Genomic DNA, 14,046 nt, shown 5'->3' with positions numbered 1-14,046 from the left:
CGCACACGCATCCTCGGCGGGCTGATCAACGAGTACCGCAACGCCGCCTGACTACTCCCACAGAAGATCACGTCGACCGTAAAAGACCAGCTCACAGGCCGAAACCCGGATTTTGGAGCCCCACACGGTCGCGAATATCGTCCCGCGAGCCCACCATGCGGCGCCTCCCCCGCCCGAGGGCACGGCCATGACCGACACTCCCCCAGGAAAAATCCTCAACCTTGATCGGAGAAAGGATGCGATCAGGTAGGGCCACCTCCCGCCCACAAGACGAGTGCAACCAATGTTACAGCACTTCGGCGCGAAGCAAAGCGACTTCAGCCCGGACGTCGGCGAGAAAAAGAGCCGCTGCCTGTTCATCCCGGGGATCGCCGACGGTGTCGTCGATGTCGTCCAATCCGGTGTCAGCGGTATCGGCCGGGTCCGGGTCGGGAGTATCGGCATACTCCCGGTAGAGCAGCCAGCAGCCGTGAATGCCCGAGAGCAGGTCCTCAAGAAGATCCGTAGCGGGCCGGGCAGGGTTCAGGGGTGTCAGCCGACGTGGCATCAGCGCCTGCCGGAGGTCCTCTGTCTGCTCGTCGAACGCCTCCGCCCGGGCGTGCGCGTCTTCGACTTCCGCAAGCAACGCGTCGAGGTCAGGAATCTCTCCCTCGGCGACGGCCATGCAGTCGGCGATCAACCCGAGGACGACGTCACAGGGCGTTTCCCCCGCCTCCATGCGCTCGAGCGCGATCGTGGGGCTCTCATGGGCGAGCGCTTCGATGTTGTCCGCTTCGACCACGATCTGGGTGGGGTCGAGACCGGTACGTTTCGCCGTGACCGCAGCGGCGGCGTGCAGCCAGTGAGCGGCGGCGACCGCGGCGGCGGCCGGATCCACGTCGGTGAACAGCCGAGCGTCGCCGAACGGGGCGTCGGCCAGGATCGCGTCGGCAGCGGCGACCTGGACAGGCGATGCGTCGGCCCGGGTCAGGGCGATGGCCTGGCGGGCCCGTCCGGACAGGTCGCCGCGTTCGGCCTGCTCGATGGCGTCGAGCTCGGCGTGGATATCCGCGGCCACCCGGCTGGTGAGCTCGCTATCGCCGATTGCGTGCAATGCCCGGCCGACGCGATGCGCGGCCTCGTGGACGACCACGTAGGACTGGAGCAGGGTGCCGTTGCAGGGCAGGTGGGGCTGTCGGATCGCGGTGAGCACGCCGGTGAACGCCTGCCGGTCGTTGTCACGTCGCCAACCTTCGCTGCCGGCGGTGAGATCCGGGGTGGCGCTTGCGGGGCGGCGGTGAGAAAGGTCAACTGTTCGGCCAGCCGCAGAGCGTCGCGGTCGGGGGTTGCCGGGGAGAGGGTGGCCACGGTTGCCGCCAGGTCTCCGCTTCCGGTGGCCCAGGAGACAACGACCGCACGGCGGCCAGGGTCGTAGGCATACCGGCTCACTGTCCGGCGCCTCTTCGCACTATCGGTGCCACCCGCCGTCCACCATGGCCGTCTTCAACGGCCGACGGCTGGAAACCACTGTCTGTGGTTGCCATCCGCGGGATGACATCTGGTTGCTGTTGCAACGTCACCACCACGTCACCACCGGGGCCAGTTGCCGATCTCCGTAGCGATCTCCGTGGCCTGTTCGCGCAGGTCACGGGGGGTGGAGCCGAGGTTACGGCATAAGAACCGGTGGATCATGGCTGCGGCCCCTGACCTGCACCTTTCACTGGCGGGACGGAGTCAGTCCGCGTGGGGAGACTGAGGCGCAGACGTGTCGAGTGGGACAGTACCGTGGCCGCCGCTATCGCCTACGTCCGGAGTGCGGTGGCCCTGGGTTTTCGACGGACGCCGCGGCGTGGCATGCACCGTGACCCTCCGAGCGGGCGACGATTCTGCCCGACGCGAGCCGGACGGCTACTTCCGTCGCGTCGCTGACGGCGTGCACGCCGGCGGCCGTCGCGAGGGAGCCTGAGTCGTCGATGACGACCCGCAATGGAGGGAGAGCGCGTCCCGGAAATGCCTGGTGAAGGCAGGTGCGGAGCTCGGCGACCACGAGGCGGGTGAGCGGTGCCAGCTCGTACGGGGCGCCACTGACGATCGCGACCGTGATGTCCACTCCGGACGGTGCTGCGCGAACCGCCTCTTCGACGGCGCCGACGCGGTGCAGACCCAGGACCGCGACGATTCCGTCGCCGGTGAGCGGTGCGGGTTGGCGACTGAGGGCGTCGGTCGCGGGAGGCGGCGCCCAGGGCTCGTTGGTCGGCCGAGCTGGGGCGACGTAGGGCAGGTGCGGCGGCTCCCAGACGTCGTCGAACTCAAGGTCGGCGAGCTGTTCGCAGGTGCTGATGACGTTGAAGGGATCGACGAATCCCGGAGCGGCGGCCGCCAGTTGGCTCGCGCCGTAGAGGGTGGTCAGCGCCGCCTCGGCCGTGTGCACGCGCCGCCGGCCTGATTCCATGCCTTCCAGCGACAGTCCCAGTAGCAGTGCGCTGAGCGACATCAACTGGGCGAACGCGCGTCGGGTTTGGTCGTCCGCGAGAACTTCGGGGATGAGGTCCCTGCCGAGCCAGGCCGCGTCGGTGTCGTCGGTCGTCAGCGGAGAGCGTGCGACCCAGGCGCGGGCGAACTCGCCCAGTGCTTCGCGGGATGTACGGCCCGGATCGGGGCGGTACTCACTGACCCAGCGCTCGGCATCCTCGGCCAGGACGGCGAAGTAGAGGGCTCGTTTGCCGGGGAAGTTGCTGTAGACCGCCCCCCGGGTGAGCTCTGCGCGCTCGGCTATCGCGTCGATCTTGGCTTCACGGAAGCCGCGCTCGGCGAACTCCTTCCGAGCGGCAGTCAGCACCTTCGCCCGGTTGTGTTCCTGCATCTCCGCTCGATTGAGCCGGCTCATGGTCCCTCACAACAACACGTTGCCCATCGGATCACCCTAAGATATCGTCACCATCCAGATGATGATAACATCTGATCTCAACATGCGAGGTGCCCGTGAGCGTCGAAGTCCCCCAGATCGACATGTCCGACCCCGAGGTTCTCCGGGACCCCTTCACCGCATACGGCCGGGCGCGCGAGCTGTCGCCGGTGGCCAGGTTGGCGGCTCCCGGGTTTGGCGGAATGTGGGTACTTACCCGACACGACGGCGCGCGGGCGATGCTGAATGACCCGCGGTTCGAGCTCAACGCGGGAACGTACATGCGGCCCGCCGTACCGGAGCACTGCCAGCCCTATATGCAGACCATGCAGGAGATGGAAGGCCCGGCACACAGCCGGCTTCGCCGGCTGGTGTCGCCCGCGTTCTCCGCCCGGCGCGCGGCCGAGTTCCGGCCTCGGATCGTCCCGATCGTCTCGCGGCTTCTCGACGACGTCGCCGCTCAGGACGGCCCCGTCGACATGCTGGAGCGGTTTGCGCGTCCCCTTCCGATGGACGTCATCTGCGAGTTGGTCGGCATTGCCGAGGCCGACCGCCCGCAGTGGCGGGACTGGGGCGCAGCCGTAGCAGCTGGTCACGGTGAGACCCTCGTCGCCGCGATCCCGGGCATCATCGACGGCGCCCGTGCGGCGGTAGGTGGCGTCTCGCCCGGTGACGATCTGATCAACACACTCCGGCGCGTCCACGCCGACGATGACGACCAGCTCAGCGAGACCGAGCTGGTCACACTCGTCTGGCACCTCGTGTTGGCCGGCCAGACCCCGACTAACCTCGTCGCCAACGCGGTGGAGGCGCTGCTCTCACATCCATCGCAGCTCGCGGCGCTGCGAGCTAACCCGGCTCTCATGCCCTGCGCAGTCGAGGAGCTGACCCGCTGGTGCGGGCCGCAGATGCTGACATTTCCCCGATTCGCGCGCGAAGACGTCACCATCGAGGGCGTGGCAGTCGGCAAGGGCGAACCAATTACGGCCTCGATTGTGTCAGTCAACCGCGACCCCCGCGTCTTCGCCGATCCGGAACGGCTCGACATCACGCGGTCCGATGACCCGTCACGGCATCTCGGTTACGCGTACGGGCCGCACTTCTGCCTCGGGGCGTCGCTGGCCCGGGTGCAGGTCGAGGTCGCGCTCAGCGCCCTGCTGGACCGCTTCCCCGACCTGGCGCTCGCCGACACCCCAGGGCGCATCCCCGACCCCGGCACCTGGCGGCTGACGTCGTTGCGGGTAACGCTCTAACCTTTCGGAAACGCCGGTCCTCGTGCATCGCGGACCGGCGACCGTTCACGCGCCGCAGGCTTGGGTTGGACTCTTGTGCCTCGCATTCGCAGCACCGCCGGCACGAGCGCCAGCAGCGTACAAGGGCCGACGACCGACATCCGCTCGATCGTGGCCACCAGCAGGAACGGTTCGTGACCGCACGGATGTAGGCGGACGTTACGGCATAAGAACCCGTGGATCATGACCGAGCATCACGCACAATCGTTCTTATCGGGCATTTCGGCGCCACGGCCTGACCGAGGGTGATCTCAGAGGTCATCTGGTTCGCGACGGGGATCTGTGGACCATGTGTACCAGTATCCGAACCGATTGATCTTGATTGCTGGCCCCGAAATCACTGTCCGGCCGGTCGCTACCCGGGCCCTGGTCAGGGACGATGCCCAGTGACGGTGTCGACCGTCACATCATCTACCGAATCGAACAGGCATTCCGTGTACCTGGCGGTTCCGGACACCTCCGCCCGTCTCGTGACCGTGATCGTCGAGTGGCCGAGGGAGAACCCGACCGAGAGCGGCCTGCGCTGCGGGCTGGCGCCTTCGGCTTCGCGGGCGGTGTTGTCGGCCATGAGCTTGCGGGTGGTGTTGTCGACGGAGGCGATGTGGTCGGCGTCGAAGGCGTGCCGCAGACCAAAAGTGTCGGCGAGGACGCCGACGTCTGCGGTGCAGATCGGGTGGTCGCCGCCCAGGTGATAAGTCCGGCGCCGAGACCGACTTCCTGACAGCTATGCGTCGAGGTACGCGAGGACGGCGAGGACACGGCGGTGGTCGTCCCGTTCTGGGGGCAGGCCTAGCTTTGTCATGATCGCCGCGATGTGGGTCTCGACCGTCTTCGGGGTGAGGAATAGGTGGCGTGCGATCGCGCCGTTGGATCGGCCCTGCGCCATGAGCGCCAGGACCTCACGCTCGCGCGGGGAGAGTGCGCCGAGCCGGTTGGCCGAGTTGTCCCGGCCGAGCAAACCCGCGACGACGTCCGGGTCGAGGACTGTGCCGCCGGAGGTGACAGTGGCGAGCGCGTCCACCAGGGTCGCGACGTTAATGACGCGGTCCTTGAGCAGGTAGCCGAAGCCGCGCGGGTGGGTGCGCGCGAGCCCGGTCGCGTGCCTGCTCTCGACCGACTGGGAGAGCAGGAGCAGGCCGAGCGTCGGCCAGGCCTGCCGGAGGTCACTCGCCGCCTCGGCGCCCTCGTGCGTCCACGTCGGTGGCATCCGCACGTCGATGAGGGCGACGTCGGGGTGGTGCTCGGCGACGGCGTCGCGCAGGGCCGCCGCGTCGCCGACCAGCGCGCATGGCTCGATGCCAGCCGCCGCGAGCAACTGGGCCAGTCCCTCGCGCCAGAGCACCGAGTCGTCGGCGATCACGACCCGCATGGCAGCACCGCCCGAAGTGTCGTTCCGCTGCCTGGCGCGCTGTCGATGGCGAGCCGGCCCCGGGCGGCGGCGACCCGGTCGGCGATGCCGCGCAGGCCCTGGCCGTCGGGATCCGCCCCGCCGCTGCCGTCGTCTGTGACCGTCAGGGTCAGCTCCGTGTCCTGGTTCGTCAGCGTCACCCCGATCCGGCCGGCCCGCGCGTGTTTGACAGCGTTTGCGACAGCCTCGCAGGCGACGAACCAGACGGCGCCCTCGACCGGAGGCGGGAAGCGCCGTCCTGGCACGTCGACCCGGATCTCGACCGGCAGGCGAGACGCCAAATCGTCGAGGGCCGCGGTGAGACCACCGTCGGTGAGCACCGAGGGATGCAGCCCGTTGGCCAACTCCCGCAGCTCACGGACGGCGGCCTGGCTCTGCGCGACCCCGGTGCGCAGCGCGGCCCGCAGCCGGTCCGAATCACCGCCGAGCAGCGCCGCCTGCTGCCCGGCCGCGAGCGCCAGGAGCCGTTGCTGCGCGCCGTCGTGCAACGCGCGCTCGATCCGGCGGCGCTCCTCGAACTGGGCAGTCGCGATCCGGGTCCGTGACGCGCGTACCTCCTCGAGCTGCGACGCGAGGGCGGCACGCAGGCCGGCGTTGTCGAGCTCCGGCCCGGCCTCGGCCACGGCCGCCCGCACGACGTGGGCACCGGCTCGGTCGGCGTCGAACGACACCCTGGCCACCGGCCGGCCAGCGCGGTCGACGGCGAGCGCGGCGGCGGCCGGCACCGTGGGATGGCCGTCGCCGGTGACCCACTGCTGGCGCGACGCGACCCAGTACGCCACGGTTAGCGAAGGGTCGTACACAGCGCGGCGCAGCACCTCCTCGATCGCGGTGTCGGGGGACGGCGCGGCGACGTGCTGGCGGACGGTGTGGACGGCGTCGTACCTGCGCCGCGCGAAACGCCGGTCCACGAACTCCTGAACCAGGTGGTAGACCGGCCGGGCGGCCGCGGCGACACCGAGGGTGGCGAGCGCGACGCTCACCTGGGACCGTCCGGCGGCCTGCCCGACACCCTGCGCCACGAGCAGGACCACCGCGGCGTACCCGGCGGCGAGCACAGCCGACACAAGCACGTACGTGACGGCCCGGCTCAGGATCCGCTCTACGTCGTAGAGATGGTAGCGGGTGATACCCAGCACCGCGCCCACGGGCAGCAGGAGGATCTCGACGGCGGCCGTAACGGCGAGCGCCGTGTCGGCATCACGCCCGGAGAAGACGAAAGCCAGCACCACCAGGACCGGGAGCGGGACCCCGGCCAGCGCCATCCACAGCAGCTGGCGGCGTTCGTCGGGCTCCGCCCGGAGGAAGCGGACGACCAGCGACGCCACGCCGACCAGCACCAGGGCGTTGATGGCGATCGCGGTGGCCCGCCGGACTGCGGCGAACACCGCCGGCGCCGCGCGCACCGCCCACGGGTTCGACACCGACCGGAATGGCGCATCCATCGTTTCCGGCGACACCAGCCCCAGCCCGAGCGCCAGCCCGGTGCACGCGACCAGCGCCCATCCACACCGCCGGAATGCGGGCGACAGGTGCCGGCCGGTCGGAGTCAGGTAGCAGACCAGGCCCACCAGCACGAGCCAGACCACAAACATCACGTTCGAGAAGTTCGCCGCCGCCGCGGCGAACGGCAGGCTGCCCGGACGGACGAGCAGACCCCAGACGCCGTAGGAGGTCAGCGCCCCGGCCACCGCCACGGACACACCCAGCGCGGCGAAGCAGCTGCCGACCGGATGCCCAGGTCGGCGCACCATCAGCGTCGCCCCGACGGCGGTAGCCACGACCGCCGCCACGGCGAAGACCCAGCCAACGCCGCCGAGGACGGCGAATTCCCCCCGACCCGCCGCGCGGATGCGGACGTCGCCCACCACCATGCCGACCAGCGACGCGGCCACGACGGCAACGGCGCCGATCGCCGCCAGCCGATGGGGCGTTCCAGGCACGGCGCGGGTGTAGGCGGCCACGCCGACATCGTGACATCGGGACGGACGACAAACCTCAGGGAGCGCCCGGATGGTGGCGTAGGGGCTCACCCCTGCCGAAGGACCATGGATGGCCACGATGTTCGCGCGGCACGCCGCGCCGCACGCTGGGGCCGCCGCCGCCGAGGGCGCGACGGCTCGTGGAGGCAATCGTGAACAAGTCGCTGAGCAGGCTGGAATCGGCACTGCTGCTCGTCGCTCCGCTGCTCATGCTGCTCGGCGGAGTGCTCCTGGTGCGCTACGACGACCAGGGCTGGGATGGCGTACTGGCCGCGATGGCCGCGCACCCCGCGCGCTCGGACGTGGGCTGGCTGCTCGTGGCCGCCGGCGCGGCGCTGACGGTTCCGCCGACTGCCGCGCTCGCGGCGCTGGTCCGGGCCCGACGGCCCGGCCTCGGCGCCACCGCGCTCGTGCTCACCGCGCTTGGCTGGGCCTCGGTGCCGGCCTACGCGATGGGCGGAATCGTCATGGAGGCCATGGCGCACGCGCCCGACCGGGCTGCCCAGGTCGCCGTCCTGGAGCAGTTCAACGACGGTCGGGGCAACGCCTTCTTCCTCGCGGCCGCGCTCGGTGCCGTCGGCTACATCGTGCTCGCCGTCGGCCTGGCGCGTGACCGGGTGGCCCCGGCCGCAGCCGCGGTGCTCATCGGGCTCGGCGGCGCCGGAACGTTGCTGGTGATGGCTGGCCCGATCCGTGCGCTGCTCCTTGTCGCCGTCGTGCTGCTGCTCGCCGGCCAGGCATGGACCGTCACCGCCGGACGCCGGACGGCACCCGCAAGCGCGGTGGCCGCCGTCTGAGCTGAGACTGTCGCGGCGAACGTACCGTCTTGCTCCGCTGGCCAGGACGCGACTTGAGTACCTGGTGCGGCCGGGGTTTCTAGGACAGTAGTTGTGTGATCAGGGCGTCGGCGAGCCAGTGTTCGTACCGCTCGGCGGTCCAGCCGTGCTCGATGGCGAGGGTGCGGTAGATCTCGGGCAGGACGAGCGCGAGGTAGATGGTGGTGCCGTCATCGACGCTCACGCCCGGGGGCAGGTGGGTGGCGATGGCTTCGATGTGGCGGCGGAAGGCGCGTTCGCGGTTGGCGGCGATGGTCTCGGCGTCACGGGCGATGTCTGGCTCGGTGCGGGCGGCTTCCTGGTAGATGGCGATGACGTCGTACATCTGCTCGAACTGGCGGCGTTGGATGTTCGCGGCTATCCGCAGGCCATCGCGCGGGTCCGGCTGGGCCAGCGCCTCTTCGTGGGCGCGGTCGATGTCCAGGGTGCCGGCGACTCCCCAGGCGATGGCCCGCAGGATCGCGGCCTTGCCGCCGAACGCCGAGTAGATCGTCTGCGCCGGGATGTCGGCGGCCTGGGCGATCGCGGCGATCGTCGTGCCCACGTAACCCTGGGCGGCGAACAGGGCACGAGCGGCCGAGGCGACCTGGGTTTTGGTGGCCATCGCCTGACGCTGCCGGTGGGTCACGCCTTCCCTCTTGACAACCACCAGTGGAAGGTAACACTCTTCCAATCATAGTTACACTATGACGAAGGAAGTACCACTATGACTTCTGGGTTGGTCGAGACACCCGTGCTGATCGTCGGCGGCGGCCCGGCCGGGCTGACCGCATCCCTGTTGCTGTCCCGCCACGGCGTCGACTCCCTGCTGATCGACAAACGCATCGACGCGTCACCACTGCCCCGGGCCCGCGGCGTGCACTCACGGGCGATGGAGATCCTGCGCGTCTGCGGCGTCGAACCGGACCTGCGCAAGGTGGAGCTGCCGATCACCCCAGGCGCGGAATGGCGAGCCGATCTGACCAGCCCGCCGCTGCGAGAAGACGTACTGTCGGCCGGTCCCACCACCGTGAGCCCCTGCGAGGGGCTGTCGGTCTCGCAGGACGTGTTCGAGGCGGTCCTGCGAGATCACGCCCACGGCTACGCGCACGCGCAGCTGCGCCCGGGCACGCTGCTGGACTCGTTCCACCCCGTCGGCGACGGCGTGGTTGCCACAGTGGTCGAGCAGGCGTCCGGACGCCGCGTCCAGGTGCGAGCGCGATGGATGATCGCCGCCGATGGTGCCCGCAGCGGCGTTCGCCGGCACCTGCGGGTCGCCATGAACGGCCCGGACGACCTCGGCCAGCAGACGATGATCGCGTTCCGGGCCGACCTGAGCGCGCTGACAGGCTCTCGTCCACGGGGGATCTACTTCCTCACCGCCACCGCCACCGCCACCGCCACCGGCGCGGCGCTGATCTGGACCCACGCCGACGACCGCTGGGTGATCAGCCAACCCGGCCCGATCGCCGCCGACGAGGATCCCGCCGCGGTCGTCCGGCGGATCCTCGGCGTTGCCGATCTGACTGTGCAGGTGCTGGCCACCAGCCACTGGACGGCCGGCGCGCAGTCGGCCGCCCAGTACGCGCAAGGCCCCGTGTTCCTGGCCGGCGACGCCGCCCATCGCTTCCCGCCCGCCGGCGCGACCGGGGTCAGCGCGGCGATGCACGACGTACACAACCTCGCCTGGAAGATCGCCGCCGTCGTGGGCGGCCACGGCAGCCAGCAGCTGCTGGACAGTTACGCCGCCGAACGAGAACCGGTCGGGCGGCGCAACGCCGACGAGACCGGCACCGCCTGGATGCGGATCTTCAACGGAAACGCCGCGCCGTTCAGCGGACGCGGCCTGGCCCAGCTCGACATGGGCTACCAGTACACGTCACCGGTCGTCGTCGGCGACGGCAGCCCCGACACCGACCCGCCCAACGCCGACTACCAGCCGACCGCCACACCCGGCTGCCGGGCGCCGCACCTGTGGCTGGCCGACGGCACGTCCACCATCGACCTGTTCGACCAGCGGTTCGTCCTGCTGACCGCCGAACCCGGCCACGCCTGGCGCGACGCCGCCGCCCACGCCACCGGGGTACCCGTCGACAGCCACGTCATCACCGAACCGAACTGGCCGAGCCTGTATGGCGTCGCGCCCGACGGGGCGGTCCTCGTCCGCCCCGACGGGCATGTCGCGTGGCGCAGCCGGACCTCATCCACCGACCCGGTGAAAGACATCCAGACCGCCCTGACCACCAGCACCGGAAGCTGACCCCGGCGCACCAGCCGGCCCCCGCCGCGACGGCGGAGGCGACAGAGACCGTCGGTCCCCCAAGAACCGCTGTCCCGTAGCCGCCCCGGCACCACTCCGCCAGCACACCTATACGTCCCTCAGCACTCCACCTTCAGCACATCCCAGCCCCCGGAGGACACCTCGCCGTGACCACATCCACCGCGAGCCCGGCCGCTGCCCCCACCCAGCGACTGACCCCGCCGCCCGCAGTCACCGCGATCACCGTCGGCGGTGTGCTCGGCGCTCTCGGAGCCGCCACCTACCTTGCGAGCTTCGCCGGCCTGGCCGGCCTGTCCGGGCGGGAGGCCGTACCCCACCCGCTCCCGATCACCGCGAACGGAGGGGACTGGGGTGAGTGGCACCCGGCGCCGTCGTCCGCCGCCTCCGACGGGCCCTGCGCTGGCCGGACGGACGGGGACGACAGCCGCGGGAAGGGCCAACCCGGCGCTGACGGTGGGCACGACCAACCCGGCGGCGGACATGACCGTCCGGACTCCGGTAACGGACGAAGAGATCGGCGGGTGCCGCGTCTTTCTCGGCTGGTCGCGGTGGGAGCGGTCGTCCTGGTCGCGTTGGCGGCGTGTTCCTCGGACGGCTCGGCAGGCGTCGCCGCCGGCCGGCAATCGGTCAGCCAGCAGCCCTTCACCCAGGCCACCGTCGACGCGTTCGTCGCCGACCTGGCCGAAGCCGGGATCCCCGTCTACCCGACCGGTTCCACCACGCCGCTGGTCCCCGTTCGCGCCCCCGGACCGCTGGCTCTCAGCCAGGACCAGGCCGCCAGCGCAGCCCTCGGCGCCTGGGGCCACAGCGGCCTGACCGGCAGCGCCGTGGACAGTCTCGCCCAGCTCGCGCCGCTCGCGGACGGCGCCCAGCCCATCCCGGCGTCGCTGTTCGTCGAAGCCTGGTCCCAGGTCGCCCCCGGCCCGGCCGCGGCGCTAGCCAAGAAGATCCTCGGAGACCAGGACTGGTCCCACTACGACCAGGTCGTCCTCCCCGCCGCGGTCCTCGCCCTGTTCGCCTCCGCCGCCGTCGCCACCACGGGCGGCGACGGCGGCGGAGGCCAGGCGAACACCCCCACCCGCGGCGCCACCGCGGGCGGCGCGGTGGGCACCACGGCCGGCGCCGGCACGCGGGCTCAGCCGATCGCTCTGGCTGAGGCAGCTGCCACCCGCGGCCCCGTCGCGGCGCCGGCCGGGACCTCGGTGTGCGAGCAGTTCCAGGGCTTCGTCCCAAACACGATCGAGAAGGTCTTCACCGCGATCGGCCACATCGAACTGGTCGACTTCAACGGCAACGTCCTGCACGACATCTTCGCCTTCATCCGCAACCGAGTCGCCGACGTCGGAAACCTCGCACTGGACACGGTCCACTTCATCGTGGTCAACGGGGTACAGCTGGCCGTCGGCCCCGTCCTCAACGGGATCGCCGCCGTCGCCAGCGTCCTCGCCGTCGCGTCGAACATCGTCCTCGTCCTGCAGCCATGGACGTCCGCGACCCAGCCCGATCCCCGGATCCTCACCCGCGACACGTCCACCCATCCCGGCACCCTGACGTTGACGATGCGCGGCGTCACCGGCGCGAACGACTGGCCCACCGAGATCAGCGGCTGCGCCCGCGCCTCCGGTGTCGACCTGCCCTCCCTCCAGCCACGGGATGGCGACCTCACCTGGACGATCGTCGCCCAGGATCCCATGCCGATGATCACAAAGATCCGGGAGGACGGCAAGCTCCACACCGACGGCACCGCGACCATGGGCTACGAGACCATCCCGGAACCGCCCGAGATCCAGGACGGCGAGGTCCTTTACAACGGCAGCGCCACCGTCGACACCGCGGTGCACCGCAAGGACCTCGACCAGCTCGAGGACCTGGTAAAGGGACAGATCTACCGCTTCGTCCCGGCGGCGGTCGACCAGGTCTTCGGCGGCGCGATCCGCGACCTCGTCGACCCGCAGATACATCGGCTCCTGGCGCCGCTGACCACCCTGCGGGACATGACCGTCCGCAGCACGCTGCGCCTCAACTACCACGATCCGGAAACCAGCACCCGGAAGCCGGGCACGCCCGGCGCGCCTCCGAAGGCCAAACCTCTCCAGATCCCCAACCAGTGCCCCAGCCAGGACGCCGTGACCGCCGCGGTCGGGCAGCCCGTCACCTTCGACGGCCTACCGGGCTCGATCCTGCACGCCGGCCCCCACACGCTCTGCGGGTACGACGCCGGGGCCGGCGTCGTCCAGATCGGCTTCGGGCCGAACAACGGCCCGCTCGACCTGTCTCAGGAGACCGGGAAACCGCAAAAGGTCGACATTCCGGGTACCGACGTCGCCTACCTCTTCACGTACCCGGACACGCACAAGGTGGAGCTCACCGCCGGCGGCCAGTGGTTCGGGCTCGGCGCGCCGCCGAACGTCGACGTCGTCGCGGCCACCAAACGCCTCCTCGGCGTCGGCTGACACTGCCACGGGCCGGTTCTGACGCTCGGCAGGCGGTGGGGAGCCGTACAGGGGGCGGCTCCCCACCGCCGCACGCGAGGCGGTACCAGTGCCGGGTCGTCGCGCACACGCAACAGAGGCGATGTGGGCCGTCGCGGCGGCGGAGCGGGCCGACATCGGCAGGTGGACGTGCTCGGCGACGAGGTCTGGCAGGCCGGCCCGCTCGGCGAGGCGCATCAACGGCACGAGGCCCGCGGCAGCGAGCAGGTTCGGGTCGTCGAACACGACGTGGGTCTTGGACGTGGTATGCAACGATCGCACTCCGAAGGTACCCCCTTCCTGGGCCTGCGACTGGTGTCAGCAACCCCAGCGTCCCAGGTCAGCAACCCTGCGCCTTCTTCGAGGCGCACCGTGGCGGGCGCGATGATCGGCTCCAGCGTGACCGGGTCCCAGCGACCAGGGGCCGAATCTTCGCGTCAGAGGGCACTTTCTCGGGCGCTGTTGCGTTGAGCCGGCCCGAGGCGCGCCGAAGCGGGTTGGTTGCTGTCAGATGGCCAGGGCGAGCTCGGTGAACGCGGCGGGCAGTCTGCGACGCTTCCAGGCAACCAAGATGCCCCGGGACTCCGAGCCGCGGCTGCCGACGCGGTCGATGGCAGCAACACCACCATCGACCGCGTCTACCCGGCGGCGTCCGACGGGCCTTGGCTCAAGCGGAAGGTGAGCCGAGTCGCGCCACGAGGAGGGCGACCCATCGGCGCGCGCCGTAACGGGGGCCGCGGTCGACGACGCCCGACCGACCTCACCCAGTGTCATCAGTCGTCGGGAACCTAAGTTCCGCGCGAACCACCCGTCCGAACCGTCTACCTGCCTATTTAGCACATCCGTGATCGCCGAGATGGATAGATCAAACCTATTTATGCAGGTCAGACACTATGTGACGGATTGTGGTGGA

At 70.4% G+C, this 14,046-nt stretch carries 9 protein-coding genes and 2 pseudogenes; 4 read left to right on the top strand and 7 right to left on the bottom strand.

Features of this window, described 5'->3' with window-relative positions; all coding sequences use genetic code 11:
- Positions 1–286: 286 nt before the first annotated feature.
- Entirely contained in the window at positions 287–1,192 is a 906-nt protein-coding gene (locus tag U9983_RS22490; protein WP_322755924.1) for a hypothetical protein, read from the bottom strand.
- Between the two features lie 582 nt (positions 1,193–1,774).
- A complete protein-coding gene (locus tag U9983_RS22485; protein ID WP_416211482.1) occupies positions 1,775–2,866 on the bottom strand; it encodes a TetR/AcrR family transcriptional regulator in 1,092 nt (363 codons plus the stop codon).
- Between the two features lie 122 nt (positions 2,867–2,988).
- Here U9983_RS22485 and U9983_RS22480 point away from each other — a divergent pair, with 122 nt between their 5' ends.
- Positions 2,989–4,137, top strand: a complete 1,149-nt coding sequence (locus tag U9983_RS22480) for a cytochrome P450 family protein (protein ID WP_416211483.1) — start codon at positions 2,989–2,991, stop codon at positions 4,135–4,137.
- 517 nt (positions 4,138–4,654) lie between these two features.
- Here the strand turns inward: U9983_RS22480 and U9983_RS22475 are convergent.
- The 3 genes and pseudogenes from U9983_RS22475 to U9983_RS22465 all read right to left on the bottom strand — a co-directional run.
- Positions 4,655–4,870, bottom strand: a pseudogene (locus U9983_RS22475) (HoxN/HupN/NixA family nickel/cobalt transporter); the annotation flags it as partial.
- A gap of 30 nt (positions 4,871–4,900) precedes the next feature.
- Positions 4,901–5,545, bottom strand: a complete 645-nt coding sequence (locus tag U9983_RS22470) for a response regulator transcription factor (RefSeq protein ID WP_322755921.1) — start codon at positions 5,543–5,545, stop codon at positions 4,901–4,903.
- On the bottom strand, positions 5,533–7,548 hold the full coding sequence (locus tag U9983_RS22465) for a sensor histidine kinase (protein WP_322755920.1): 2,016 nt from the start codon (positions 7,546–7,548) through the stop codon (positions 5,533–5,535). Before U9983_RS22465 ends, U9983_RS22470 begins: the two co-directional genes overlap by 13 nt.
- Before the next feature lie 170 nt (positions 7,549–7,718).
- Here U9983_RS22465 and U9983_RS22460 point away from each other — a divergent pair, with 170 nt between their 5' ends.
- Entirely contained in the window at positions 7,719–8,363 is a 645-nt protein-coding gene (locus U9983_RS22460; RefSeq protein WP_322755919.1) for a hypothetical protein, read from the top strand.
- 79 nt (positions 8,364–8,442) lie between these two features.
- Here the strand turns inward: U9983_RS22460 and U9983_RS22455 are convergent, their stop codons facing one another.
- A complete protein-coding gene (locus U9983_RS22455; protein WP_322755918.1) occupies positions 8,443–9,030 on the bottom strand; it encodes a TetR family transcriptional regulator in 588 nt (195 codons plus the stop codon).
- 78 nt (positions 9,031–9,108) lie between these two features.
- On the opposite strand from U9983_RS22455, the gene U9983_RS22450 reads away from it, so the two are divergent.
- A complete protein-coding gene (locus U9983_RS22450) occupies positions 9,109–10,641 on the top strand; it encodes an FAD-dependent monooxygenase (RefSeq protein ID WP_322755917.1) in 1,533 nt (510 codons plus the stop codon).
- A 167-nt stretch (positions 10,642–10,808) separates the two neighbouring features.
- Positions 10,809–13,115 carry a hypothetical protein gene (locus U9983_RS22445; protein ID WP_322755916.1) on the top strand — a complete coding sequence of 769 codons (2,307 nt, stop codon included), beginning with the start codon at positions 10,809–10,811 and terminating at the stop codon, positions 13,113–13,115.
- Between the two features lie 147 nt (positions 13,116–13,262).
- On the opposite strand, the pseudogene U9983_RS28050 reads toward U9983_RS22445, so the two are convergent.
- Positions 13,263–13,406: pseudogene (locus U9983_RS28050) on the bottom strand (IS1380 family transposase); the annotation flags it as partial.
- Between the last annotated feature and the right edge of the window lie 640 nt (positions 13,407–14,046).

The sequence above is a fragment of the Protofrankia sp. Cas3 genome (assembly GCF_963555955.1).
Taxonomy (GTDB): Bacteria; Actinomycetota; Actinomycetes; order Frankiales; family Frankiaceae; genus Protofrankia.
Note: the sequence above shows the minus strand (reverse complement) of the source record. Positions and strands in the feature narration are given on the sequence as shown.

Coding starts and splice junctions, on each gene's coding strand:
- U9983_RS22485 (WP_416211482.1), bottom strand. CDS start 2,866: ATGAGCCGGCTCAATCGAGCGGAGATGCAGGAACACAACCGGGCGAAG.
- U9983_RS22480 (WP_416211483.1), top strand. CDS start 2,989: ATGTCCGACCCCGAGGTTCTCCGGGACCCCTTCACCGCATACGGCCGG.
- U9983_RS22470 (WP_322755921.1), bottom strand. CDS start 5,545: ATGCGGGTCGTGATCGCCGACGACTCGGTGCTCTGGCGCGAGGGACTG.
- U9983_RS22450 (WP_322755917.1), top strand. CDS start 9,109: ATGACTTCTGGGTTGGTCGAGACACCCGTGCTGATCGTCGGCGGCGGC.